Below are 25,008 nucleotides of genomic sequence, written 5' to 3'. Positions count from 1 at the left end.
CAAAAAATACAAGATCGACAACTTATTTTATATTCCCTAACTGATAACTCCTAACTTCTCAAGTAAAAGCGCCGATCGGCAAAACATTGTAAGCGCCAATAATTTTTAAAATCTCTGTGTGAATAGTTAATTCTGCTAAAGCAGATTGCATTTGTGCTTCCTTGACATCTGCTTCTAAATCCATGAAAAACAAATATTCGCCTAGCGATCGCTTCGTCGGACGAGATTCAATCCGACTGAGGTTAATTCCTAGTTGAGCAAAGATTTGCAAAGGTTTGACTAATGCTCCGGGTGTGTTAGCAGGCATACTAAAAGCTAGCGATGTGTGACTAGTAGGAGTAGGCACTTTTGATGTCTGGTATCCAGCATCTGCTTCACCCTGACTTACTACCCAAAAACGAGTACAGTTTTCTGGATAGTCGTTAATACCAGTGGCAAGTATCGGCAGGTTGTAGAGTTGAGCGGCTCTACTAGAAGCGATCGCTGCTGTTGTTGTCTCTTGCTCCAATCGCTGTAGTGCTTCAGTTGTAGAATTGCTGGGAATAATCTGTACAGTCGGGAGAAATCGCTCTAACCATCCCTGACATTGTGCCAAAGCTTGCGGGTGAGAGTAAACAGTTTTAATCTTATCTAAACCAGAGGCGCAGGAAATTAAGGTATGGACAATGGGTAATACCAAAGCCAACTGAATTCGCAAACTGTCTAACTGCCAGAGTGTATCCAATGTTGTAGTAACACTCCCTTCAATAGAATTTTCCACTGGCACAACAGCCAGGTGAGCTTGACCATCAACAACGGCGTGCAGTGACTGTGAGATGGTGGGATAGGGAGATAAGGTAGCTTTATCTCCCGTACTTTTAGTCAACCAGTTGACATACAGAACAGCTGCTTGTTCTGCGTAAGTGCCGGGAGGCCCTAAATGTGCGATCGATAGAGTCATGCCTTTAGCCTTGAGTTGTGAGTTTAATGTGTAAACAGAGATTATGATATTTTGGATTCGGCAAATATCTTCAATATTTACTATTAGTAAAAACTGTTATTTATAAAATTTACCCACTAAACGAATAGTCCTAAATATGTATTTAGGAAAACAAATTATGAAAACTAGCCTTCTACCAGATAGATTTTCTGGCAGTTTTTTTGGCGAAATTGCTCTGAAATCTTCAGAGCAATTATGTTAGTTTTTCACCAAAAAAAAATTCACATTCTTTACTTTGTGTCAAGAGTTAAATCCTAATTTTAGCCCTTTCAAGGTAACTCGTAAAATCTCTTATTTTTTCTCAGCGCTCTCTGTGCCTCTGCGGTTGGAAAGTATTTTTTTTAACCAGAGCGACGCAGATGGCACAGAGTCCAGAGTTTAAAGAGGAATTTATTGACCAAAATTTTTACCCACCTTGAAAGGGCTAATCCTAATCTATATTTCTTGAACTAAAGATAGTAATGAGCGTACCAAATTTTTGCTAATGCTGTATAGCTGATAAGCAACGATAATTTTGTACTTTTCTAATAATCAAATTTAAGTTGTTAAAAAATATTAAAATTAAGAGACAGATATTTTTATCCGCTCATGGCTACCCGGTTTACTGCCTCCCAATCGGTTGAAATCGCTGTTCCAGAGCAGCCTATTCACATTCAGCACTACTTGCGTCAGCCTCAACGTCTGGTTAAGGCTTTGGCTGACAACACCCGAACTCAGCAGCTTTCTGAGGAAGTATTTCGCTTGAAAATGCGTCCGCTCACTTTTATGTCATTAAGCATTCAACCGACTGTAGACATGAGAGTTTGGGCAGAATCAAATGGAATAATTTATTTGCGATCGCTAGGCTGTGAAATCCTGGGTTTCGAGTATATTAACCAGCGCTTTGCCCTTAATTTAAAAGGGCATTTGTCTCCCAAAGAGTTTAGCACTGGCACTCGTCTGCAAGGAAGGGCTGATTTAGAAGTGCTGGTGGATTTACCACCGCCATTTTCCTTTACTCCTAAGCCAATTTTAGAAGCTACTGGTAATGGTTTGCTCAAAAGCGTGCTGTTGTCGGTTAAGCAAAGGTTATTAAATCAACTTTTGACTGATTATCGCTACTGGGTGATATCACAAACTAAAGATAGAAGACTTGACAGTGACAATACCGAATTGCCAATCTTGAATGCTGAGTAATCATTTAATCACTCAGCGTTCAGTACTTTGATTTGGCAAGGACGAAAAGACTGACGATGTAGGGGCGATGGCCCATATTGTTGCAGAGCCAGCAAATGACGTTGACTACCATAGCCCTTGTTACGCTCTAGGTTGTACATAGGGTATTTCAATGCTAGACGCAGTACCAAATCATCACGCCAAACCTTGGCAACAATACTAGCAGAGGCAATAGCGAGCGATCGCTCATCTCCCTTAACTATTGTTTGTTGTGGCAATAGCAAGTCTTTGATTGACTGATTGCCATCAACCAAGCAGAGTGCAGGCTGTACCTTTAACTTCAGTACAGCCCGCTTCATTGCTAATAGTGTCGCTTGCAAAATATTTATCTTGTCAATTTCGGCAGTAGAAGCAAACCCAATTTTCCAGTCTATAGCCAGCCCACAAATTTGCTGTGCTAGCTGAGTTCTCCGAGAACTAGACAACTTTTTACTGTCTTTAATTTTAGCTGCCATCAGTATTGGCAAAGCATGATCTGGTAGGATCACTGCTGCCGCCACCACCGGGCCAAATAGAGCGCCTCGCCCTACTTCATCCACACCTGCAACCAATCCTGGAATCCCTGACAAGGTAGAAAACTCCAGCCAATTGGATTGTTCCAAGAGCGTTGGTGATGTTTCTACCATAAAGCAAATTAATTATCCTCGATCGCTGAGGAACGACGGCGGCGACGGCGGCTAGCAGTGGCGGCGCTGTTTGCATCACTTTCATCTGCGATCGCATTGGCGGCGCTGCTTGAATCATTTTCATCTGCGATCGCTTTGACGGAGGCTTTTGCAGGCAAGCTTTCCGAAGGATTGGCAGTCAACTCAGCTGGTTCAGCTGTCTCTTCTATCAAAGATTTTTGTTCTGGCTCAATAACTTTTGGTATTGGTGACTTGGTTGCAACTACTTCCGGTATTACTTTTTGGGCAATAGGTGATTCTGAGATGGATTCAGTTGGAGCCGTTCGCACTTGACCAGGCTGAATCACGTTAATAATCACAGATTTGGTATTTTTAACCTCTTGCTCTAACTTCACCAAGGGAGATATTCCCATCAAGGCAAACATATCCTGTTCCTGGAGACTCATTTCTACAGTTCTAATCTCCGGTGGTTCTACCACTGGTTTAACTGGTTCTGCCTTGATAACTTTAGCGCGCTCTACAGTGCGCTCTACTCTTTCATTCCAACCTGGTTTACCAAGGGTGGGTGAGGGAATTTCTGGTGTAACTCCTAATTCTGGTTCTACATCAAGGTCTAAATCTGGCTCATTGACAAAAGCTAATGGATTGGCAATAACCCGAGATTCATCTTTCCCGTTTAAGCCATTGATGCCAATTCGACTGCGGCGAGTGCGGGTACGACGCTTATTATCATTCAGTTCTTGATAACTAGGATGATTAATCAAATTTAGGTTAGTCGATTCCGAGTCGCCGTCAAATGCTTCCCCAAACCCATCATAAGTTTCTCGTGGTTCCGGGACGCGGGCAGATGGCTGACGTGGTTCTCGGTGAGGTAGGGATACAAAACGCTCACGTTCTGGTGTTTCTGCTGGTATTGGTAATCGATTTTCAAGTTCTCCAGGCAGACGCACAGTATGCCCTAAACCGCCACAGGTGGGACAAGTTTCACCAAACAATTCGTAAATATTTTGACCCTGACGTTTGCGGGTCAGTTCTACTAAACCCAGTTCCGTAAGTTGAGCAATCTGGGGACGAGCTTTGTCTGCTTTGAGTCCTTTATTAAAGTGTTCGAGAACTTGCAGTTGGTCACGTCGGGATTCCATATCAATGAAATCAACGACAATCACTCCGGCAATATTCCGCAGACGCAACTGGCGAGCAATTTCTGTTGCAGCTTCACAGTTTGTCCATAAAACTGTTTCTCTGGCTGTCGCCGATCGCGTGAAGGAACCTGAGTTAACATCGATTACGGTTAATGCCTCCGTTGGCTCGATGATGATGTAACCGCCAGAAGGTAGGTCTACTCTTGGTTTCAGGGCTTCTCGAATCGCAGCACTGATGCGGAAGTACTCTAAAATTGGGGAGCGATCGCGGTGATGGTCAATCAACAATCCTTGCGGTGTTTGACCGCCACTCCAATTCTGTAAGTACTGCTTCACGCGCTTCAAACCAGTACTGGAATCTACGACAATCCGATTGACATCCGCGCCGTACATATCCCGCAATACGCGCTGGATAAAATCATCGTCTCGGTTGAGCAGTGCTGGGGCACGGGTAGAATGCGCTTCCTGCTGAATCGCCTCCCATTGCTTTTGCAGCAACTCCAAATCTTCCATAATCGCTTCTTCTGGTTTGCCTTCGGCTTCTGTACGCACGAGCAAACCCATTCCCGCCGGTTTTACCAAAATCGCTAGTGCCCGTAAGCGGTTGCGCTCACTTTCACTTTTAATTCGTCGGGATAAATTTACGCCCCTACCATAAGGCATTAGTACTACGTAGCGTCCGGGTAAGGTGATATTACCCGTGAGCCTGGGCCCTTTTGTTCCCGTTGGCTCTTTCATTACTTGCACCAAAACTTTCTGCTGTGGTGCTAATAGTTCTGTAATGGCTGCTGCGGTACGCTTTAGCTTCAATGGCCCCAAGTCGGTGACATGAATAAAACCGTTGCGCTCTGGGTCGCCAATATTCACAAAAGCCGCATCTATCCCAGGTAATACGTTTTCTACTACTCCTAAGTAGATATCACCTATTTGATGATGACCGGTAGCAACAACGAGTTCCTGTATTTGATCTTCGGAAAAGACAGCAGCAATTTGGTGCTGCTCCGCGATGATAATTTGTTTTGGCATTCAATTTCCTCAAAAATTGGCAGCACCAATAGGTCTGGAGGTTTGTTATACCTTTGTTGCCCTTGCAACCCTCAAAAGGCGCTACTGATGATAAAAATCGCAAACCTGATGTTCTAAGTTAAATAGCTATTGGCGCTCTTAAGAGCGTTTTCACGGCGGATTATTCCAGAACGGCTGCATGTTTAAGCAATTAAATCAACCATCTATGGTTGATTTGCAATGCAATACTCTCAATGAAGAGAGTTCTGAGTTGAAAGTTCTGAATCCTGAGTGAGTTTTTAACTCAGGAAGCTTTTTTGAGAGTAACCTACTGAAGTCGTTAAGAAAAAGAAACTATTTCTATTTTCCATTCCCTGGATTTATTCTTAGGGTTATACTCAGCAACGCCAGCTGCTACCCTACTTTTAAGCCGCGCTTTGCGCGTCTGGTGAACGTCTGCAAATCGGCTTAACCTACAGCAGTTGTTTACCCTACGGTAACACCAAGGGCACACAACTCTAGAAGAGTAACGCACTAGCTCTTGGACAATACTGTGGATTAGAGATTCAGCAGTTGTTGGAAAAGTATGGATTTAGAGAAGCTAACCGAGCCTGCTGTTAGTTACTGATTCACAAGTTAGCTATAAAGAGAGAGTGTGTTCTTTAATCTGCCTCAGTTTGTCTGGGATAAAATCCTAGAAGTTGCACTCTAATATCTTTGCTTTCGCCCCCTGAACACCAGGGTAGTGAACCAGCTAATTCAATGCAGCGCCAGAAAAATTCTCTTCACCCCATTCTAACGCAACCTTGCTAAAAATCAATTCCGACGATGTGCCATGTTAGGACAACTACTAGCAAGCTGCCCTACAGGGATTATACCGCTAAAATTAGCCGATTGCGGTGGATGTGCAGGAGTTGAAATTCTCCACTACCCACTATCCCTAGCATAAACAGGATTTGTTCAGGACGCAATAGAAAACCATCTTGGCGATAGCTACCTACATAACGGATAACAGATATAGATTCTGCAATGCCTTTGTGAGTTTCTACTAATTCCAGTTCAAATAAGCGATCGCGCAGATTTATTAACTGGCTCTTGCCTGACTTTGTTGTATGCTCGTACCAAAGCTCATCCTTTGCTTTGATGGTATCAATCCAGTTTTGCCATTGTATAGGTGTTGTTTCTTCAAGTGCTGCTACGGTAATTAAATATTCTGCGGTTTCTAGCAGTTGAGTAGCTGCTGGAGTTTTTAAATCTATCTGCTCCACATTATATATAGGTATGTCTGTGGGCATTTCCCGAACCAATTCTTCTCGAAAAGTCTCGATATCCACTGGTACAGTTAACTCAAAATCCGCAATTTCACCGCTACTAGTAGCACCTAGAGCCAAAGCGGTTGCTACAGAAATTCGTGGCATTGGATGAAACCCACCAGTGAAAGCAATAGGCAAGCCTGCTCGCCGCACAACTCGGTCAAACAGACGGATTAAATCTAGGTGGCTTACCAAAGCCATATTACCCTGTTTTCCAAACCAAACTCGGAGTCGTTGTGCCTTGGTTGTGTTGGGAACAAAATCGCCAGCGAATTGTGGGATAACAGGTGATTCAATCACGACGTTATGGCCAAAATCGGTTCCACATACGCCACAGTGAGAACAACCTTCAAAAGAGCAGTCGGGTACAATTGCGGCTGCTAAGGCGCGTTGTAAGTCTTCTTTGAGCCAGTTTTTATCAATCCCGGTATCAATATGATCCCAAGGTAGGGGAGTATCTAGGGAGTGAGGACTGAGGAATTGGGCATTTTCCGCATTTGGCGATTTGTTTTGATCTTGTGCGTGAAACAAATTCCATTCGCCATTTTCTACTTGGCGGTATTTCCAATCTAGATCGGCCCCGGCGATCGCATCTCCCCAAGCGCTAAAAGCCTGATCTAAATTTTCATACCAGGAATCCATCCCTGCACCCAATTCCCAGGCGCGGCGGACTACTTTGCTCAGATTGCGATCGCCTCGTCCCACAAAATCTTCCATTGCCGAAATGCGGACATCGGTAAAATTTACCTTCATTCCCTTCATTCGGCGGAATTCTTGCCGCAACAGGTTTTGTTTGCGCTTAAATTCAGTGGTAGAAACTGAGTGCCACTGGAATGGTGTATGGGGCTTGGGCGTAAAGTTAGAAATTGTCAGGTTAAAGTTCAGGGGTTTTCTACCTCTGCCTCGGCATTCTCGCTGTAGCCAGCTGACTGTTTCCGCAATGCCCAAAACATCAACATCCGTCTCACCTGGCAAGCCAATCATAAAATACAACTTGATTTTATCCCAGCCTTGCTCCCAAGCGGTTTTTACTCCCCGCAACAATTCTTCATTCGTCAAACCTTTATTTACGATGTCTCGCATCCGCTGAGTTCCAGCTTCTGGAGCAAAAGTTAGTCCACCTTGCCGTGTACCTCCAAGGATATTGGCAATATTCTCATCAAATCTGTCTACCCGTTGGCTTGGTAGAGTCAGAGAAATATTTTCATTTTTTAAGCGATTTTTGATTTCCATCCCCACTGCTGGTAGGGACAAATAATCAGAACAACTCAGAGATAGGAGAGAAAACTCATTGTAACCAGTTGCCCGCATTCCCTGTTCAATTGCTTCTACAACCTTATCGGGTTCTACATCCCGTGCTGGCCGAGTCAGCATTCCTGGTTGACAGAAGCGACAGCCACGAGTGCAACCACGCCGAATCTCAATTGTCAAACGGTCATGCACCGTTTCTACATAAGGAACTAGCCCAATGGAATATGCTGGTATGGGGGTTGCCACACGTCGCAGAATTCGTTTTGGTACGTCAGAGCGACGAGGATGAACTGAGCCATCTTCTGCCATGTCGTAAAACTGAGGGACATATACGCCTGGTATCTGTGCCAAATCCAGTAATATATCTTCCCGACTCAATCCTGCTTGTTTGCCTTCTTCCAACACTAAACCAATTTCTGGGAGCAGTTCCTCTCCATCCCCAAGGGCGATAAAGTCGAAAAAGTCAGCGTAAGGCTCAGGATTCGATGTTGCTGTTTGCCCACCAGCAAAAATTAACGGAAACTGAGATTGGAGGTTAGTAAATTCTCCCCCTGCTTGTTGCCGTTCTCTCCACGTCAATGGAATTCCAGCCAGATCCAACATTTCTAGGATGTTAGTTGCACCCAGTTCGTAACTGAGGCTAAAACCTAAGATGTCGAAGTCTGTGAGCGATCGCTTTGACTCTACCGCAAACAATGGCGTATTAGTTTCGCGTAGTTTGGCTGCCAGGTCTTTTCCTGGGAGGTAGGCGCGATCGCACAATTGACGCGGTTGGGCATTCAAGATGTTGTATAGGATAATGTGCCCTAAATTAGATGCACCGACTTCATATACTTCCGGGTAGGTTAAGACCCAGTGTATTGCTGTCTTATCCCAAGCTTTATGTACTGCTAAACGCTCATTACCAAGGTAACGCCCTGGTTTTAAAATATCCGATGTTATTAATTTCTCAACTGCAACAGCCACTGTGCTATCTTCTAGCTACCTTAATTACAGCTACCCAAGCCCAACATTAGCATTGAATTAGGTCTCCTAACATAGTTTCTCGTTGTAACTTATAACTCCTTTACATAAACTCCACTTTTTAACCGAACTTTTGTGCTTTTACATACATAAAGTTATAAATTATGTTGCAGCTAACTCAATTTCACCATCCAATATTTCAAATACGCTGTCGAGTTGCGTTAGTTCAAAAATAATTCTAATTGACGGAGCTACAGCACAAAGTCGCAAACCCCTTTCTAAACTCAGAGCTAACTTGTGTGTAGATAACAATGCCATTAACCCCGCGCTATCTAAGGATTCTACTGCTGCGAGGTCTACTACCAAGATGGAAATATCATTTTGTACCAACGCTGTGGTCATATCTCGTTCAAATTCCAAGGCGTTTGTAGCATTCAAATACCCTTGTGGGCGAATGACTGCAATTTTGGGATAGTTGAGCACTGCTTGCATAGTTACATCCTATTGAGAATTATTGAAGCGTCACGCTAAGGATTATTTGAACATAAACTCTATTCTGTTGCATCGACCATACGTCTTAGCTCTCTTTGCTGAATCTTTATTTCTTTAGTATCTCTGTTTAAAGATTGTTATAATTCCAGGTTAAAATGTGTTTATATATACTTTTTTTTTATCTCAGTTCAAAAACAATCAACATAGACAGCCATAGAGCAAACAAATAATCAGTAACTATGCTGATAAAACTTGCTTAGTCTATAACTAAAGCTAATTTAGCCAAGTCTTAACGGTAAGTTAAATCTCCCACTTTAGCGTTGCTGATGGCATACGCCAGAGTCATAGCAAATTATCTATCTAACTAATTGAATGTGATCTATATCACAAATAAATTAGGATTTAGATCGCTCTTTATACTGAGACTTTTCTGGGATAATTAGTATCATATTACAGTTGGATGTATTACTTATGAGAACTAAGTACGCTATTCGTAAATTGGTAGAAAAAGCTCTTGACATTAAAAAGCTAACTCCTGAGATAGAAAATGAAATCAACTCAGAACTGACAGAACTTGGTTATATTTCTGACGTTGATTATGAAGCTCTGGAATTATTAATGTCGGAGATGGATGCTGGTAGAATTAAGTTGGTTCCTAGCTTCGGCTATTCCTAACTGCTTATGCATAGAGGTATATCAAGTAAATTTGATGAATACTGAAGTAATCAAAATTCCGAGTTAGTAAAACAAGTTTTAGTAAAGGTAGGTAGGATAATAAGAGCGATATTATTGTTTGTATTTTTCTCTGAGGTTGATTATTTCAATAACTAGAATGGCGTAAACCGTGCTAATAACCCTCTACATTATTGTGCATTCGGAGTAAATCGCTATGTAGTTCGCTAAACGCCGAGAAAAAATTCCTCCCTTTCTGTTTGCTGAAATTGTCCACAAGCAGAATGAACTCGTTGCGAAGGGAGTTGATATCATCAGTATGGCTTTTGGCGCTCCAGATAAACTAACTTCTAGTCATATCCTTTGCCCTATGCCTATTGATATGCTGACCATAGTTGGTGAATAAATTGATTAAGTTGCTGCTTGGCGGCTGAGTCAGGCTCAGTTTTTGGTTCTTTTGCTAAAACTTGACTCAAGAAGGTAATTACTTCGGTGTCTAATGCTGGTCGAAATAAATTTGCAGGCCAAAGCAAGTCAGACGCATCTCGCAAATCGGTAATTAGCGGCGATTCTTGAATCAAAGTAACCATTAGTAAAGGACGCACCCAGCACAACTGGCGGGAAACTACAAATTGAATGACTTCTGCATACAGATTTCTGTCGCCATGCTCTAAAGACACAATTTGTCCTGGTTGAAGAAAATCTAGGCTAATGTCCATGATTATGGAGTTTGGGCAGGGGCAAGGATTATTTTGCAATTTCCTTAATTTTAAAAATGAAAATGCGCTAGGTTTAAGGAAGCTTCTGTAAGATTAGGGTAGCACTCTCACGGCAACTATGTCTCAGACATCTGCTTCACAAGTAGCTACGCAAAACTAAGTAGAGCGGTTTTTCTAGCATAGTATCTGAACAGAGATACTATAGAATAGGTAAATAACTGTTAAGCGATCGCTACACAGAAACTTTGTAGTAGTGAATCAACAAGAAAAGAGCAAAGAGCCGTGTCAGTTGAAACTATTGAAAAGCCTTCCACAATTCGTAAGCTAGCGCCTCGGTATCGCGTTTTGCTCCATAACGATGACTATAACTCTATGGAGCATGTTGTGCAGTCACTAATAGCCACTGTACCAAGCCTTACCCAACCCCAGGCAGTTAGCATCATGATGGAAGCCCATACTAACGGGCTAGCTTTAGTCATTACTTGCGCTCTGGAACACGCTGAGTTCTATTGCGAAACATTGATAAGTCACGGTTTAAGTAGCACGATTGAACCTGACGAATAGTCATTGGTAATTTGTCATTGGTCATTTGTCGAAATATAGAGTATTGACTAGTGATTGGTGACTTACTTGGTATGAAAAAAAACTTTGTCCGTTTAGCTGAACGCCCTGCCCCTATCAGGCTGGGTTGTTTTATTTTGACTTTATTGCTGCTATGGTTGCCATTGGCTGCACCAATATACTTACTAGTGCATGATTCAAACTTAGAAAGTATATTGACATTGGTATTGTTATATGCGGTATTTATTTTTCTCCTGAGACTATGGGGTAAATATGTCTACCAACAGTCCCAAATTCTGCGGCATTATGGCTTAGAATTCACGCGGCAAAACGGTGTGGATTTACTGCGTGGCTTGGCTTTAGGGATAATTAATATCTTGATACTTTTTGGGGTAGAAAGTTTGTTGGGTTGGTTGGTGTGGCAACAACCGAAAGTTTTTTTGCTGAAAGTTATTTTAGAGGGTTTACTTGTTGGTTTGGGCATCGGATTTGCTGAGGAATTGTTATTCCGAGGCTGGTTGCTAGATGAATTACAACGAAATTACAGTCCGCGTGTCGCGCTGTGGACAGATGCAACTGCCTTTGCTACATTGCATTTTATTAAACCCTTGGAAGCAATTATTCATACACTGCCACAATTTCCAGCTTTAGTGCTGCTGGGGTTAACGCAGGTATGGGGAAAGCGTTGGCGAAGGGGACGCTTGGGTTTACCAATTGGTTTGCATGGTGGTTTAGTTTGGGGCTACTACATTATTAATGTCGGGGAATTAGTGAAATATTCTGGTCAAGTTCCTGATTGGGTAACTGGTGTGAATAATAATCCCCTACAAGGAGTGATGGGGGTGTTGTTAATGAGTGTACTAGCTTTGTGGATACGAGGGCGAACTGAGCGATCGCTTCATATATGAAAATAAAAATATTAATAGTATCAGCTTTATTACTCATTATTCTACTAAGCTTCCTTTTTACTGGGTGTAATAATGAAGACGAAAATAAGGCAATGGATGAAAAGATATCAAGACTTGAGAAAGAAGCAGAAAAGCATCTTATATATAAAATTCAGGAGCAACAGAGCTACTTCTCCAAACACAAAACATTTTTTAAACCTCTTGATGAACCAGCAACTAAATATGGTTCCTCTCCACCAATTTTCGGAACACAAATTTGTTATCGTTACTATACTGAGATAAATGCTGACGTTCTCTCTAAGACAACTATTGATGCTATTTATAGCTATGCCGTTCAAGGTGACTGTGGTGGTATGTGGGGTTTAGAGCTTAGGTGGTATGTTGGAGCAGTCTTTGCTGTTGCCATTAATGGGGACAAACAACTCAAAACGATAAGTATTGTCTGTCAACATATTGAAAGCTTTGGCCGTATACCCTCTCGACCAGAATACATAAACGGTGTAGTAAAATGCCCCAATAAGACAACGAAAGTATATTAACGATTTAACTGCTCATAAATTCCAAGTACAAATGTCACCAAATGGTATTAACACTAGATAGTTGAATTTTGCTATCTCGACTAATCACTGGTACTCCCAGATATAAGGCTGTAGCAGCAATAATGCGATCAGGTAAATCTGGTACTTGTGAGCGATTTACTAAGCGCACAGCTTCAGCTATGTGCCTATTAAAAGGAACTTCAAGCAGTACAGCATCACTTGTGTCAACAGATGTAAGCAGGCGTTCAAGTGTTAGTGGAGAAATACGCCCTTTCTCACTCAAGTAGACAATTTCGGCTAGGGTAATGGAGGAGAAAGCAACTTGATCTCCAGAAGATGCTATTTGAGCTATAGTATTTTGGGCAGTTGTTGATAATCGTGAATCGCCAAAAATGTACCAAATTACTGCATGGGTGTCAGCTACAGCACGCAGCATCAAATATCCTCCCGTGGAAAGCTAGCCCATTCTTCACTACGGGCTACATCAATTTCCTCTGTGGAAGGTGCGTTTCCTAAATCAGCACAGAGTCCCCATAAGGATTGTCGGGGAAAGTTAGAGAGTTTATCTGTTAACTCGCGTTCTATATCAGGAGCAATTTGCTGGATCAAACGTACTTTGTCCACAGTTGAAAGCTGCTTTGCTAGTCTGATAACTTCTTTTAGGCTCACAAATTTTCACCTGCTTCATCTGCAAAAATTTTAACAATAGCCAAGGATATTGGGCTTTTTGGTAGAATCTTTACGCAAGCGTCTCAACCACAGTACCCACTACACACGCTTTATTCAAATTAACGCCGCTCAAATTTGTACCTTCTAACTCTGCACAGAGTAAATTCGCTCCCGTTAAATTCGCCCCTGCCAAATTCGCTCCTCGCAAATCAGCTTCTTCCAGGTTTGCTTCACTCAACAAAGCACCTTGCAAATCGGCGCGACTCAAATCTGCACCTTTGAGATTTGCCCCAGTCAGGTTTGCACCGCGCAAATCAGCACCGCGCAAATCAACGCCTTGTAAGTTGACGTTCATCAAATTAGCACCACTCAAGAAAGCACCCACTAATGAAACATCACTGAGTCTTGCTCCCATCAAGTTAGCACCACGCAAATTACTACCTCGCAAGTCAGCGCCAGTTAAATCTGCTTGCATCAGGTTTGCTCCCATCAAATTCGCCCGCAAGTCAGTTTCTTGGAGGTTGGCTCCCATCAAATTTGCCCCCTCCAAATGCCCACCTTCGAGTTTGGAAGCGGCAAAATTAGTGCCAACAAGGGTAGCACCAGCAAGATTAATCCGGCTTAAATCTAGTCGAGAGAGTTCCTCGTCTTCTAAATTTGCCCCTGGAAGTTGTTTGAGTTTTCCTAATTTAATGGCTTCAATATTCATGTAAAGTAACTACCAATCTCTTCACTGATCTTGCTGTGGCTATCCCATTGGGAATCAAGTATCCAGATGCCGGCGCTGAATTTGGGTGTCATGATGGGTAAGTCGAGTCCCTGTTGTAAACCCATAACTAATAAAGTTAGGGTATCTACAAGTTTAGGGTCAAAGCGGTTAGATTGTTGCTGTTTGCACTCATCTAATGCTTGAGTAAATATCTGTTCCCGGCTTTGATTTGACGATTTTCGCTCATTGACTCGCCACTGAAAGTCTGCCAATAGTGCCAAAATCCTCGACTCTAAGGGAATTTCATCTCCAGCTAAACCTGCTGGTTCCCCTGTGCCATCCCACCACTCGCTTTGGTGAGTAATAATTTGGGCAACTGCTCGTAATCTTGGCATGGTTCGCAATACTTGTGCCCCTGGTACTAAGGGACAAGTTAAAGGACAACTGGGTGCATCTTCTTGGTAGCGTGTGGATATACCACCAGTGAGAACACTTTCTGCTTTTTGTAGTGGATCTATGCGATGTAACAAAGCCGCCAAGCGCAATCTTTTAATCTGCCAGGCGGGAAGATCCAAAAGCTGGGCGATCGCTTCAGCAAGTACCACCACTTCCGCAGCTGCCATTGGATTGTTCACATCTGCCATGTCCATCAGTTGCGCCATTCGCAAAAAAGCTTGGATTTCGTTAGAAACCAAGTTACGATCTAGCGTTTGTTTCTGAGGTGCTGTGGGGATGGATAAATTATCTTGTCCTGTTTGGAGGTAATCTACGACACGAGAGACAACTGCACCTAAATTTTGGGATCTGTCCATTGACGGGACAATTTGCTGTTTATCGGCTGTGAGTTTTTGGGCCAGTTCTGGATTGTATTTTTTGATGTGAGCGATCGCTATTTCTGCTGTCTCTTGGACTAACTCCGGCTCAAATGTCCACAAACCATAGAATTTGCGCTCTAAGTCCGATGTCGGTACTCCAGCGCTGCCATAATCAGCTTCTGATAATTCTTGACAAATTACCATTGCTGTGTATTTAGGCGATAAAATAATTAAGTGCCACTCCTGTTCAACTGGATCGCCTGCATCTAATCCTACTAAGTCTACATTGGGTAGCTGGCTGGTAGGATGTTCAGCAAAGCCAGATTCAGAGGCGGCCATAATGGCAATTTGGCGGCTACGATGGGCGATGTCTGCATATCGTTCAGCTTCTTGTAGATACCATTTCCCCTGTTGAAAGGCTGTGATCACTAGGGGTGTACCGTCATCTGTTAAGATATGGTCTTCTAGAGCGTGGCACAGGGCAACTAGGGTATTTTTGTAGTAAACACCGAATCGAATTGGCCTGGTGGTATGGCGATGGGCTGTTTCTAGCTTTTGTAAGATTGAACCTTCTAACATGGGATTTGGTAAAAATAACCGCAGAGGCGCTAAGGACACAGAGAAAGAGAGGGGGAGAAAATCAGAATTCGTGTTTTCTAAGATATACCCGCTAACTGTTTTTCTTTCGTTTCTATTGGTGCGGAAAGTGCTGCTTCTAAGTCGGCACAACCCAGTTTTTCTTCTAAGATTTTCATGACTTCGCGTCCGAAATCGTTGGGGTTTTGTTGCCAAGCTTGCAAGCAGACTTCGCCGAAGAATGAACCAAGGGGTTCGGGATTCCAAAGGAGTTTTTTGGCTGTCCACGGCATCAAACTCATTGGATCGTACCCTGGCTTGAGGATGCCTTCTTTGAAAGCATATTCTTCCAAATGGGTATGGGGTTGTAGTCCAATAAAGAAGATAGCAGGTTCAACTTTATCAGCACCAAAAATTCGTTCTAGTTCGCGGTGGTAGGCGATGGTTTGGCGGATGGTTTCGGGACGTTCGTCAATAACGTTAAAGGAGTAGTTGACGGAAACTAAGTCGTTGAAACCAGCTGCTTTTAAGTCACGGCAGTTTTGCAAGACGGTTCGCAGATTGTACCCCATCCGCATTTTCCGCACGAGTTCTTGAGAACCACTGGTAATCCCGATTTCGAAGTAATTCATCCCGGTTTTTGCCATCAACTCGCACAATTCGGGTGTTAAATTGTCGGCTCTGATATATGCTGCCCAGTGGATATCTGTCATACCAGAATCGACGATTTTTTGCAAGAGTTCTATGGCATCGTCGATAAATTTTCGTGCGGGGATGAATTGGGCATCGGTAAACCAAAAGTTGCGAATGCCGCGATCGTATAATTGGCGGATCTCAGCAACTACTTCATCTGCTGGGTTGATGCGTACTTGTTTGCCTTCGACAACCGTATAGACGCAATAACAACAGTTGTGGGGACAACCACGCTTAGTTTGTACACCTATATAAAAGTCTTCTTCTTGCAGGTAAAAGTTAAATTCCGGCCAGATGGTTTCGATATAGTCGTAGTTACAAGCTGTTTTTTCTAGTGGGGTGGGTTGTTCGTGAATCAGCCGTTTTCGTGGTTGGGTTTCTCCCGCAACGTAACAGCGTTCATCTCGAAAATCTTTGCCACTTAAAAGTTTTTCCAGCAGGGTTTCGCCTTCACCCACAGAAATAATTGTCCCTTGGGGTAAGCTTTTACCCAACTGTTCGTAAAATACGCTAACTGCACCACCACCGACAACGACACGGGCATTAGAATTATATTTTTGGGCACGCTTTAAGCCGCGTTTGATTAAGCCCTGGTTTCGCCATAACTCTACATAGTAAGCGATGAAAATTCGTAAACCGCCCAATCCGCCACGTAATTTTAATAGAGGATTCTTAGCGTAATAAAATTCAAAGGCGTTTTGCAGTGGGTTGCCACCACGTCCACCAACTGGGGCATAAATTTGAATATCCCGCCAAGAAAATACTAGCAGTGTCGGTTTAAATTCATCGATACAGCGATCCAAAGCAGAATTATAGTCTAAAGGTGGCACCGTTCCTAAATCGAAGATGCGCTGTTCAATATTAGGAAACTGCTTATGGACATGATCGCTCAAGTAGACAACCCCAATAGGAAAGATGGGGTTACAAGGAAGGCGAACGTAAAGAATTCGATTTTCCATCATTTGTGTTTTGACTTCCATCTTGCCAATCTTTGGAGAAAGCGAGAAAAACATCCAGTTTTAAAGTATGTGCTTGTTTTATTCGGTTTTAATTATCACAATTGCCCTTGACATTTCATTTGATTGCTGGTAATGAGAAAACTAATATTAGCAATTGCAGGAAATGCTAAAATTGCTATGCATAAAACATACATAGAATTTATAGATAGGCTTTATGAAGATATTTTTCATATAGCTTTACCATAACATTGAGTTTATTCATTAAGCGATGATCCCAGCCTATTAATCCTGGGATAGATGAAACGGCAAAACTCACTTACTCGCTAGGCGAAAAGCAAGGGGATCGTCGTCTTATCTGTCCTAAGAGAATTAAAGCTTTGATACCAGGATAAAAATCTTAAAAACTTTTGTGTATAGTGTATAATTGCGAAAAAGCTACAAATAATTACAAAATTTTTATAACTAAAAATATATCTTTAGGAAGAAATAATCTCCAAAGACACAGTTGGTATTCACAGTTACAGCAACTGGGGATCAGTGGGTGCTAGGCTTGGCTGGTGTAATGTAAAATTGTGGCGTAAAGCTCCTCAGCAGTTATGGCTCAAATATTAGATCCTCTACCACCAGAGCAATCGGGAAAAATTCTCTGCTGCTACATTAATGCCACGAGCAAAATACAGGTGGCTCGCATCTGCAATATTCCCAACTGGTACTTTGAAAGGGTTGTTTTCCCTGGACAACGTTTAGTTTTTGAAGCTCCACGAAAAGGTCAATTGGAGATTCATACAGGGATGATGGCAAGTGCAATTTTATCCGATAAGATTCCGTGCGATCGCCTGATGCTCGAAGAAACCAGTACTAATGAGTTTGATACAGACTCATTATCTGGAAAAGACCCTATTAATACCAAATCATTGGTGCAGCAAATTAATACAAACACTGGAGATAGTATAAAACCCTTACAAGTCGCTCTTTAGAAGCTGTTCATTAAAAAAAAACAATTTGACTCAATTTTAGGGTTGCTTAATTCGGCAGCCCTTTTTATATTGGGCATGGGACATCAATACTTTTCGGTTAAGGGAGAAAGGGGAAAGAGAAAGGGTTTAAATTTACCTTTCCCCCAAACCCAGTAAGCTTTACCCAGACAAAAGAGAGATTGTTGGCTTTATCCGAAAAGTATTGCATGGGACATGGAAACAAGGAGAGTTGGGGACAAGGGAAAAGACTTGTTGCAATTTCTCACCTTATCTCCTGATCTTCCCACTGCCCACTCTCATCTACAATCATTCTTATGAATCTGCCTTCATTTCTTTGGTTGTGGAAAATAGCGGCCTGGTCGATGGGTTTGTCCCTGCTGGCATATCTGATGTTAGCAATCACCGGCGTTTTAATGTTTCGAGCGAGAACTTCGCAGCAATTTCCTTTTATTACTACGCCATTTATGGGCGGAAATAAAGGGGTGCGATCGCTCCACTATACGATGGGCATCAGCATGGTAAGCTTAGTGCTACTATTGCTGGCAATCGGTATTGTTGGCACTTTAGGGCACTTTGGTTCTTTAGGTCATTCCTCACACTTAGTTGCGGGATTGATAGTCGTAGCATTAGTTTTACTATCTGCTTTCAGTGCTACGCAAATTAGTGCCAGACGACCTTGGGCTAGACCCTTACATATCGGCGTAAATCTTATTCTGTTTATAGGATTTGCCTGGGTATCTCTTACTGGCTGGATTGTAGTGCAAAAGTATTTACCTTAAAGAATTAGTAATTACGAATTACGAATTACGAATTACGAATTGTTAAAGTGGCATACCTTATTTCAACAGTCCAGCTAAGACATAGACCTACCCTACAATGAAGAAAAGCATTGTAATTAAGCCGTGACAGCAAACTCAGCCAATATCTCAGTTTCTATTTTTCGTCTGTCTCCTTTAATTCGGATAACGCTGCTGAGTCTATACATAGCACTCACAGTCCCATTACCTTTTTTATCGCAGGTAACAGCCGCACCCGTACCTCCAGAATTTTTGTGGATAGGGATTAGCATCGGTTTAGTTGCCTTGTACGCTGTATTGACTGAACAAGTAATGGTAGATGACCAGGGAATTCAGGTTACTTACCCCGCCTGGGTGCCTCGATTTTTTCGTAAAGGCTGGTTTTTACCTTGGTCAGAGGTGAAGGAGTTAAAACCACGCACCACTGGTCAAGGAGGGCTAGTTTATTACTTCCTCAGCCAGGATGGGAAAGCTTATTTACTACCAATGCGTGTAGCTGGATTTGCCCGTTTTGTGCAAATTGTCCAAGCAAAGACAGGCATTGATACTACAGATGTTCGCCCTTTAGCACAGCCGTGGATGTACCTGATTTTACTAGGATTCACGCTGCTGTTACTATTGGTCGATGGCTGGGCGATCGCTACAGCTTTAACTACTGCACAATTAACTTAAAATTGGCATAGGGCATGGGGCATTGGGCATGGCTCAAGAATCAATCAATAGTTCTTCTTCCCTGCTCCCCATGCTTCCCCTGCTTCCCCATCTCCCCACTCCCATTGAATAAGTTAACACTCAGGCTAGAGCAAGTTAATCTGTTTACAAAGCTGAAAACCCAACTTCCAAGCAATCAGCAAGGGTATCCCATATTGCGAGATATTGACTTGGAAATATTTCAGGGCGAACGTATTGCCATTGTAGGGTCAGTAGGCGCTGGTAAAACTTCGTTATTACGCCTCATCAACCGCCTAATTGAACCTACCAGTGGCAAAATCTATCTAGAAAATCAAGAATATCGCCAAATTCCTGTCATCCAGCTACGCCAGATGGTTGTACTTGTATTGCAAGAGTCAAAGCTGTTAGGGATGACAGTTGGGCAAGCCTTGGCTTATCCTTTAGTTTTGCGTGGTTTGCCCAAACAGACAATTCAGCAACAAGTCAGTTATTGGACAGAACAACTGCACATTCCCAATGAATGGTTAGGGCGAACTGAGGTACAACTTTCTGCTGGACAACGACAACTAGTAGCGATCGCTCGTGCCTTACTCATCCAGCCTAAAATATTATTATTAGACGAGCCAACCTCTGCACTTGATGCTGGTACAGCTTCTCATCTCATGCAAGTCTTAAACCAGTTGAGTCAAACTCATCAAACCACGATTCTGATGGTAAATCACCAACTGGAACTTGCCCAAATGTTTTGTACTCGATTATTACACCTAAAACAAGGTCATTTATCCGCAAATCAAACAGTCTCTGAGATAGACTGGCTTGAATTACGAGAAACCTTAATTCAAGCAGAAGCTCAAGACGATTTTGGATTTTAGATTTTGGATTTTGAACGGGTCAGGAGAAAGAAATCAAGAGTCGTTATCAAACCTTCCCAATTTCCAATTCCCAACTCTTTATCAAACTTGACTACTAGTAAGTGTTGAACGTTGATTATTAAATCTCTCTCTAGCTAACTTTGTTGTTTGTGATTGTGAAATATTGGTATTCAAAATTTCCATGTTAAAACGGTATCCTACATTGCGGATAGTTTGAATCAAGTTTGGTTGGCGAGGATCAAGTTCAACCTTTTTCCGCAGTGATAAAACGTGAGTATCAATGGTACGAGGGTTATCGATAGCGTCAGGCCAAGCACGACGCAGTAATTCCGACCTACTCAGAGGTACTCCTCCAGCTTGTGCCAAAACGTACAACAAACTGAATTCTTGGGGCGTTAAGTCGATAAACTCCCCCTGGAAGCGGACACGGCGCTGGACTAAATCTATTTGCAAAGTGCCATAATCCAAATAAGCTGGTGCAGTAGGTGTGCGTTTTCGGCGAATCAGTGCCTCTACCCGTGCCAAAAATTCTTGCATCCCAAAAGGTTTACTCAGGTAATCATCTGCACCCGCCTTTAAACCTGCGACGATATCACCTTCGGTATTACGAGCAGATAGCATTAAGATTAGAGGCTGCTGCTGACGATGCAACCAACGACAAAACTCAATGCCATCACCATCAGGCAGGTCTGCATCCAATACTACCAGTGTTGGTTGATGGCTTAAAAAGATTTCCCTTGCTTGATAAATACTGGCAGCTTGATGCACACGGTATTCCAGCTGTTGCAAGTGCCAACCCAACAACGACCTCAGATGGGGATTCCCCTCAATGATTTCTATACAAACCGAACCCACGGCGGCAAGACCCCTTAGCGTCTGATGACTTTCAAAGTAACAAGCCCATCTCTAAGGTTTTGTAGCCTTTGTTACTTCAACTGCTATTAGCTTTACATTTCCTCATAAAAAACGTGGCAAAATCTTTAATTTATGCCTTGCCGATAGGGGATTAGAAATATTATTAAATTTTTATTAAATTTCTCAGCAGTGTTGTTAGACGTATCAAAAATTCTTGTAGCTTAACATTCTGCTTTTTATGGGTGTAATGTGGGAATATCTATAACCAATCAGCAAAACGTTAATACAACAGCTTTTCAACCTGATAGTAAAAGTAGATTTCTCAGCAAAATTACTGCCCTTATGCAGGAATATAACACCAATACAATTGGGTCATTGAATATGAAAATCAGACAAATAACTGAGCAGATAACTAGAATCGGTGTTTTCTGGAATAGGATTAAAGTAGCGTGTAGCTGCTATGAGGGTACTACCCAAAGTAGATGTGTAGACTTTGAGTTGATGTCAAAGTAAAATTACACTTCACATTTGAGCGTGAATCATTTACAATTCTCATTCCAAGAGATTAATACAGCAGTTATGCTCCAAGACACACAAACCATCCGCTATTACCAAAGACTCACCGACGCCTTCGCCGAGTTATGGAATCGCGGTTATCGCACGGATGATATACGGATGTATTTGGATGGATATCTAGCCGCATTGCGACAAAGTAACGTCATTGAACCTTATCTGATTCATCGTCTAGAAGAGGAGGCCAGCCGCTTCTTGTACGATGGGTCAAATTTTGCAGTGCCGCAACCACAGCCACAACCCGATTACTACTAAGTACCATTTACTTGGTCATTGATAGTAACCGTTGATTACCGCAGATAATTATAGCATATTATCTGTATTGGTCAATGCTTTGCCGTGGTGTGAGATTTTGGAGATATTGTATTGATTAAACGCATCCCCTCAGCCTTATATTGGTTTTGCCAATGTGACTGAGGGGATTGTTGACTAAAACCTATTAAAAAGCCTTGAAAGGGGAGATAAATAGTGTCTCTCCTTTCAAGGGCATTAAAAATGGCACATTGCCTTGATAAAGAAGCGCAAATTGAGCGTATTCCCTCTAGTTTGCTTAGAGAGACATTAGGAAGCTAGTGCTACTTCGACCTTTTGCTGTAATTCACCTTTTTGGTAAAGTTCAATCAAGATATCAGAACCGCCAACAAATTCACCATTGATATACACTTGGGGAATTGTTGGCCAGTTAGAGTATTCTTTAATTCCTTGACGGATTTCAGAGTCTGAGAGAACATCAACCGTCTCGAAGGGAACTCCCAAGGTATTGAGAATCTGCACAACGTTGTTGGAGAAACCACATTGGGGCATTAACTTGTTTCCCTTCATAAAAACTAGAATTTTGTTCTGTTCTAGCAAGTTATCAATTTTCTCTTTGATTTCTGGTGTCATGGTATTTGTATTTCCTATGTTGCATTCAACGATGATGATTCAGGAGTTAAAAATTTTATAACTCCTAACTCCTATACTCCTAACTTTAGGAACTTGCTGTAGCTTGCCAAGCTTCGGGAGTGTATGTTTTTACCGCCAAGGCGTGAATCGCTTCAGTTGACATAGCTTGACCCAACGCACCATAAACTAACTGGTGCTGTTGCACTAGTCCTTTACCTGCAAAGTGCGATGAAACTACTGTCACTTGATAGTGGTCGCCGCCACCAGTCAAGTCTTGCACCTGAACCTGTGCGTCTGGCAGTTCCGCCTTGATCATTGCCTCAACCTGCTGCGGACTAATCATCGCAATTCCTGAAAAAACTTACTTTTCTATTATTAACAGATATGGAGTAAATGCCCGTGCCAACTTCAGGTTTTGGCAAGGCTGTAGATAAACCCGCCTCTGAGGTGTATTTTTGAGAACGCTCAGGTTTTGGCAATGGCGGATAGCTCTATCCTAGCACTGGGGCATTCCCAAGCGACTAAGTTAGGGAGATAAGGGAGATGGGAAAAAGAGGCAACAAAAATTTAATTTATTTTTTTGGGGATGAGGAAGATGAAGTACCACCTTCTCTAGGATAGGGAGAATCAACAAAACCCAACTCAAACAACTGTTTATAAGCTTTCTTGCCTAAATCTCGTGTCGGGTTTTGACTCTTTATTATTTGAACCAACAACGGCACAGCTAATTCTGGCTGATTTTGGGCGCGATGTACCAATGCTAGCTGAAAGGTGGCTTCATCCCGCTTTTGGGCTGTTAATAGAGCTTTTTGACGCTGAGAATCAGAAACTCTGTTGTCAATTCCCGAAAAGCTAGAATTTAACTCTTGATAAAAATTAGATAGCTGATTATAAACCTGACGTGCTTCTTGTAGCTTTTTAGCAGCTAAAGTGTAGTTTTGAGCAGAAACAGCTTGTTCTGCATCTTTTACTAAGCGATCGCCACCTTCAATGCTCAAAAGGCTGTTACTTTGGGTTATGGGGCGCAGATTATTAGGATCGTTGGGGTCAATGGGTTGTGGGCTATTAGTGCCTGGTGACTGTGATACCTGAGCATTCACAGGTGATAGCAGGCTGAGGACTGCTATGACTGATAAAAGGGTACGGTGCATCAAGGTAACAGCGGCAGCAGTGTTCATGGGATCAATTAGTGCGACAACTATATAAAAAGTTATGGAAACTTCGGGTATCTTAACTCTGTTTTGGTTTTGGACAAAGCAAAGTTACATCCTAAGTATCTCTGATTTAGGACTGAAAATCGCTTTAATAGAGTTCCCATTGCCCTTGTATAGTAACTAACTTAAATCTTCGTGATGAGCGATACTACGGTGGGCTGGGTTAACACGTTAATTACTCTGATTTTCCAATCATCGGTTTACTCGCAACCACCTTGTAACTATCTAACTGAAGTAGCAAAAATGTTTCTTCTAAAGCAATTTAGTAGTTTGCAGACAATTATTAGCTATTTACTCAAAAAAATGCCAATTTGGCTAAATATCCTGTCAATAGGGAGTAATCTATATATGTATACATCCTCAAAGCTTGCAAAATAGCACTAAATCTTTAGTGACTTAATTCAGGATGGATATAGCTAGTTAGCAATTAGTGTCAAACATTGAAAACGTGCAGTTTCTTAATCATGTACGGTCAGGGGTTAAGAGGCAGTATTGGAACTTTTGCCTTTTGACAAAATCAAGAATTAGTAATTTCTGCAAATGCGTGATTAGTAATTTTTGTTTCTTGATGACTTAATTGTTGCAGTGCCTTTCCTAAATCAGTTGTGATGCTTTTGGCATCGTGTTTTATACAACCACTCATGTATTCCGCTACTCTGATTGGGGAGCCAATATCAATACTGACATCTGTACCCCAATTTGGATAAGGTTGGCTGTAATTAATACCTATGGGTATAATTTTCACTCCCAGCCCAGAATGACTAGATTCAGCACTCAAAGCAAGACGAGCAATTCCCGGCTTCAACTGGTGAACTTGGCCATCACGAAAAATATTACCTTCTGGAAAGATGACCAGGGTTTTTTTCTGCTGAAGTAGCTCAACTCCATGTCGCAGTGTGCGGATTGACGGATGCTTAGAATTTACCGGAAACCCCCCCAAACGTTTGACAAACCAGCCTTGTAAACCTTGGCATTCGTCAATTGTCACCATAAACCGCAGGTCTTGTTCTCTGCGACAATCAGCAGTCGCATAGGGTACAAGTAATGCATCCCAACGTGCCCGATGAGTAGGCGCGAGGATAATAGGCCCAGTTGTAGGGATATTTTTTTGTCCGGTTATTCTAATTTGCCCAAAGAATAATGGTAATAGGCAGTGACGGCCTAATAAATATGCCAGAGGACTTAACCAAGGAGAAACCCTTGAGGTAGTACCAGCTACCTGATGATTAGCTGATGGGCGCTGGCAGGGATCGGATGAAGAGTAAAATTCCATCATGACGGATGCAGCTGATTGACGGGTAAAAATTTAACGAAAAGCCTGATTAGTTACACCGTAGATTCTCTTGCGTGACTTGTG

At 42.3% G+C, this 25,008-nt stretch carries 26 protein-coding genes; 10 read left to right on the top strand and 16 right to left on the bottom strand.

Annotation, left to right across the window (positions count from 1 at the left end):
- Nucleotides 1–58 precede the first annotated feature (58 nt).
- A complete protein-coding gene (pheA, locus tag ACFFRD_RS33425; RefSeq protein WP_392480138.1) occupies nucleotides 59–940 on the bottom strand; it encodes a prephenate dehydratase in 882 nt (293 codons plus the stop codon).
- A gap of 627 nt (nucleotides 941–1,567) precedes the next feature.
- On the opposite strand from pheA, the gene ACFFRD_RS33420 reads away from it, so the two are divergent.
- Nucleotides 1,568–2,155: a DUF1997 domain-containing protein gene (locus tag ACFFRD_RS33420; protein ID WP_392480137.1), complete on the top strand. Its 588-nt coding sequence runs from the start codon at nucleotides 1,568–1,570 to the stop codon at nucleotides 2,153–2,155.
- Between the two features lie 8 nt (nucleotides 2,156–2,163).
- Here the strand turns inward: ACFFRD_RS33420 and ACFFRD_RS33415 are convergent, their stop codons facing one another.
- From ACFFRD_RS33415 to ACFFRD_RS33400, 4 genes are all read right to left on the bottom strand, one after another.
- Entirely contained in the window at nucleotides 2,164–2,820 is a 657-nt protein-coding gene (locus ACFFRD_RS33415) for a ribonuclease HII (RefSeq protein WP_392480136.1), read from the bottom strand.
- A gap of 8 nt (nucleotides 2,821–2,828) precedes the next feature.
- Nucleotides 2,829–4,988, bottom strand: coding sequence for a ribonuclease E/G (locus ACFFRD_RS33410; protein WP_392480135.1), 2,160 nt, complete (start codon nucleotides 4,986–4,988; stop codon nucleotides 2,829–2,831).
- Nucleotides 4,989–5,839: 851 nt separating this feature from the next.
- Nucleotides 5,840–8,497, bottom strand: coding sequence for a TIGR03960 family B12-binding radical SAM protein (locus ACFFRD_RS33405; protein WP_392480134.1), 2,658 nt, complete (start codon nucleotides 8,495–8,497; stop codon nucleotides 5,840–5,842).
- 159 nt (nucleotides 8,498–8,656) lie between these two features.
- Nucleotides 8,657–8,986 (bottom strand): STAS domain-containing protein, encoded by a 330-nt coding sequence (locus ACFFRD_RS33400; protein ID WP_179074074.1) that lies wholly within the window; start codon nucleotides 8,984–8,986, stop codon nucleotides 8,657–8,659.
- 471 nt (nucleotides 8,987–9,457) lie between these two features.
- Between ACFFRD_RS33400 and ACFFRD_RS33395 the strand changes: the two genes are divergently transcribed.
- On the top strand, nucleotides 9,458–9,661 hold the full coding sequence (locus tag ACFFRD_RS33395; protein ID WP_094331166.1) for a hypothetical protein: 204 nt from the start codon (nucleotides 9,458–9,460) through the stop codon (nucleotides 9,659–9,661).
- A gap of 371 nt (nucleotides 9,662–10,032) precedes the next feature.
- Here ACFFRD_RS33395 and ACFFRD_RS33390 read toward each other — a convergent pair whose 3' ends face one another.
- Nucleotides 10,033–10,377, bottom strand: coding sequence for a hypothetical protein (locus ACFFRD_RS33390; RefSeq protein ID WP_012410248.1), 345 nt, complete (start codon nucleotides 10,375–10,377; stop codon nucleotides 10,033–10,035).
- A 282-nt stretch (nucleotides 10,378–10,659) separates the two neighbouring features.
- On the opposite strand from ACFFRD_RS33390, the gene clpS reads away from it, so the two are divergent.
- The 3 genes from clpS (at nucleotide 10,660) to ACFFRD_RS33375 (ending at nucleotide 12,385) form a co-directional block, all read left to right on the top strand.
- Nucleotides 10,660–10,941, top strand: a complete 282-nt coding sequence (clpS, locus tag ACFFRD_RS33385) for an ATP-dependent Clp protease adapter ClpS (protein ID WP_114081141.1) — start codon at nucleotides 10,660–10,662, stop codon at nucleotides 10,939–10,941.
- 71 nt (nucleotides 10,942–11,012) lie between these two features.
- The gene (locus tag ACFFRD_RS33380) at nucleotides 11,013–11,846 is read left to right on the top strand and encodes a CPBP family intramembrane glutamic endopeptidase (RefSeq protein WP_392480131.1); all 834 of its coding nucleotides are present in this window, start codon (nucleotides 11,013–11,015) and stop codon (nucleotides 11,844–11,846) included.
- On the top strand, nucleotides 11,843–12,385 hold the full coding sequence (locus tag ACFFRD_RS33375) for a hypothetical protein (RefSeq protein ID WP_392480129.1): 543 nt from the start codon (nucleotides 11,843–11,845) through the stop codon (nucleotides 12,383–12,385). The genes ACFFRD_RS33380 and ACFFRD_RS33375 overlap by 4 nt, the downstream gene beginning before the upstream one ends.
- A 34-nt stretch (nucleotides 12,386–12,419) precedes the next feature.
- Here ACFFRD_RS33375 and ACFFRD_RS33370 read toward each other — a convergent pair whose 3' ends face one another.
- The 5 genes from ACFFRD_RS33370 to ACFFRD_RS33350 form a co-directional block, all read right to left on the bottom strand.
- Nucleotides 12,420–12,821, bottom strand: a complete 402-nt coding sequence (locus tag ACFFRD_RS33370) for a type II toxin-antitoxin system VapC family toxin (RefSeq protein WP_392480127.1) — start codon at nucleotides 12,819–12,821, stop codon at nucleotides 12,420–12,422.
- On the bottom strand, nucleotides 12,821–13,054 hold the full coding sequence (locus ACFFRD_RS33365; protein WP_334730460.1) for a hypothetical protein: 234 nt from the start codon (nucleotides 13,052–13,054) through the stop codon (nucleotides 12,821–12,823). Before ACFFRD_RS33365 ends, ACFFRD_RS33370 begins: the two co-directional genes overlap by 1 nt.
- A 70-nt stretch (nucleotides 13,055–13,124) precedes the next feature.
- Nucleotides 13,125–13,763: a pentapeptide repeat-containing protein gene (locus ACFFRD_RS33360; RefSeq protein WP_392480125.1), complete on the bottom strand. Its 639-nt coding sequence runs from the start codon at nucleotides 13,761–13,763 to the stop codon at nucleotides 13,125–13,127.
- A complete protein-coding gene (locus ACFFRD_RS33355; RefSeq protein ID WP_392480124.1) occupies nucleotides 13,760–15,157 on the bottom strand; it encodes a DICT sensory domain-containing protein in 1,398 nt (465 codons plus the stop codon). Before ACFFRD_RS33355 ends, ACFFRD_RS33360 begins: the two co-directional genes overlap by 4 nt.
- A gap of 77 nt (nucleotides 15,158–15,234) precedes the next feature.
- Nucleotides 15,235–16,827, bottom strand: coding sequence for a photosystem II high light acclimation radical SAM protein (locus ACFFRD_RS33350; RefSeq protein WP_392480122.1), 1,593 nt, complete (start codon nucleotides 16,825–16,827; stop codon nucleotides 15,235–15,237).
- A 575-nt stretch (nucleotides 16,828–17,402) separates the two neighbouring features.
- Here ACFFRD_RS33350 and ACFFRD_RS33345 point away from each other — a divergent pair.
- The 4 genes from ACFFRD_RS33345 to ACFFRD_RS33330 all read left to right on the top strand — a co-directional run bounded on the left by ACFFRD_RS33345 (nucleotide 17,403) and on the right by ACFFRD_RS33330 (nucleotide 20,124).
- Nucleotides 17,403–17,783: a DUF1830 domain-containing protein gene (locus ACFFRD_RS33345; protein ID WP_392480120.1), complete on the top strand. Its 381-nt coding sequence runs from the start codon at nucleotides 17,403–17,405 to the stop codon at nucleotides 17,781–17,783.
- 314 nt (nucleotides 17,784–18,097) lie between these two features.
- A complete protein-coding gene (locus tag ACFFRD_RS33340; protein WP_392480118.1) occupies nucleotides 18,098–18,562 on the top strand; it encodes a DUF4079 domain-containing protein in 465 nt (154 codons plus the stop codon).
- Between the two features lie 123 nt (nucleotides 18,563–18,685).
- Nucleotides 18,686–19,252: a hypothetical protein gene (locus ACFFRD_RS33335; RefSeq protein WP_190933716.1), complete on the top strand. Its 567-nt coding sequence runs from the start codon at nucleotides 18,686–18,688 to the stop codon at nucleotides 19,250–19,252.
- Nucleotides 19,253–19,356: 104 nt separating this feature from the next.
- Nucleotides 19,357–20,124, top strand: coding sequence for an ATP-binding cassette domain-containing protein (locus ACFFRD_RS33330; RefSeq protein ID WP_392480117.1), 768 nt, complete (start codon nucleotides 19,357–19,359; stop codon nucleotides 20,122–20,124).
- 81 nt (nucleotides 20,125–20,205) lie between these two features.
- Here the strand turns inward: ACFFRD_RS33330 and ACFFRD_RS33325 are convergent, their stop codons facing one another.
- Nucleotides 20,206–20,979 carry a response regulator transcription factor gene (locus ACFFRD_RS33325; protein WP_392480116.1) on the bottom strand — a complete coding sequence of 258 codons (774 nt, stop codon included), beginning with the start codon at nucleotides 20,977–20,979 and terminating at the stop codon, nucleotides 20,206–20,208.
- A gap of 579 nt (nucleotides 20,980–21,558) precedes the next feature.
- Between ACFFRD_RS33325 and ACFFRD_RS33320 the strand changes: the two genes are divergently transcribed.
- Nucleotides 21,559–21,807: a DUF6761 family protein gene (locus ACFFRD_RS33320; RefSeq protein ID WP_392480114.1), complete on the top strand. Its 249-nt coding sequence runs from the start codon at nucleotides 21,559–21,561 to the stop codon at nucleotides 21,805–21,807.
- 306 nt (nucleotides 21,808–22,113) lie between these two features.
- Here the strand turns inward: ACFFRD_RS33320 and grxD are convergent, their stop codons facing one another.
- The 4 genes from grxD to ACFFRD_RS33300 all read right to left on the bottom strand — a co-directional run bounded on the left by grxD (nucleotide 22,114) and on the right by ACFFRD_RS33300 (nucleotide 24,927).
- A complete protein-coding gene (gene grxD, locus ACFFRD_RS33315) occupies nucleotides 22,114–22,437 on the bottom strand; it encodes a Grx4 family monothiol glutaredoxin (RefSeq protein ID WP_114082792.1) in 324 nt (107 codons plus the stop codon).
- A gap of 85 nt (nucleotides 22,438–22,522) precedes the next feature.
- A complete protein-coding gene (locus ACFFRD_RS33310; protein ID WP_069070136.1) occupies nucleotides 22,523–22,780 on the bottom strand; it encodes a BolA family protein in 258 nt (85 codons plus the stop codon).
- A 229-nt stretch (nucleotides 22,781–23,009) separates the two neighbouring features.
- Nucleotides 23,010–23,615, bottom strand: a complete 606-nt coding sequence (locus tag ACFFRD_RS33305; protein WP_114082793.1) for a hypothetical protein — start codon at nucleotides 23,613–23,615, stop codon at nucleotides 23,010–23,012.
- A 553-nt stretch (nucleotides 23,616–24,168) separates the two neighbouring features.
- Nucleotides 24,169–24,927, bottom strand: coding sequence for a 1-acyl-sn-glycerol-3-phosphate acyltransferase (locus tag ACFFRD_RS33300; RefSeq protein ID WP_179074082.1), 759 nt, complete (start codon nucleotides 24,925–24,927; stop codon nucleotides 24,169–24,171).
- Nucleotides 24,928–25,008: the final 81 nt, after the last annotated feature.

This window comes from Nostoc sp. C110 (genome assembly GCF_043099725.1).
Classification (GTDB): Bacteria; Cyanobacteriota; Cyanobacteriia; order Cyanobacteriales; family Nostocaceae; genus Nostoc; species Nostoc muscorum_A.
This window is presented reverse-complemented; position numbering and strand designations above follow the sequence as displayed.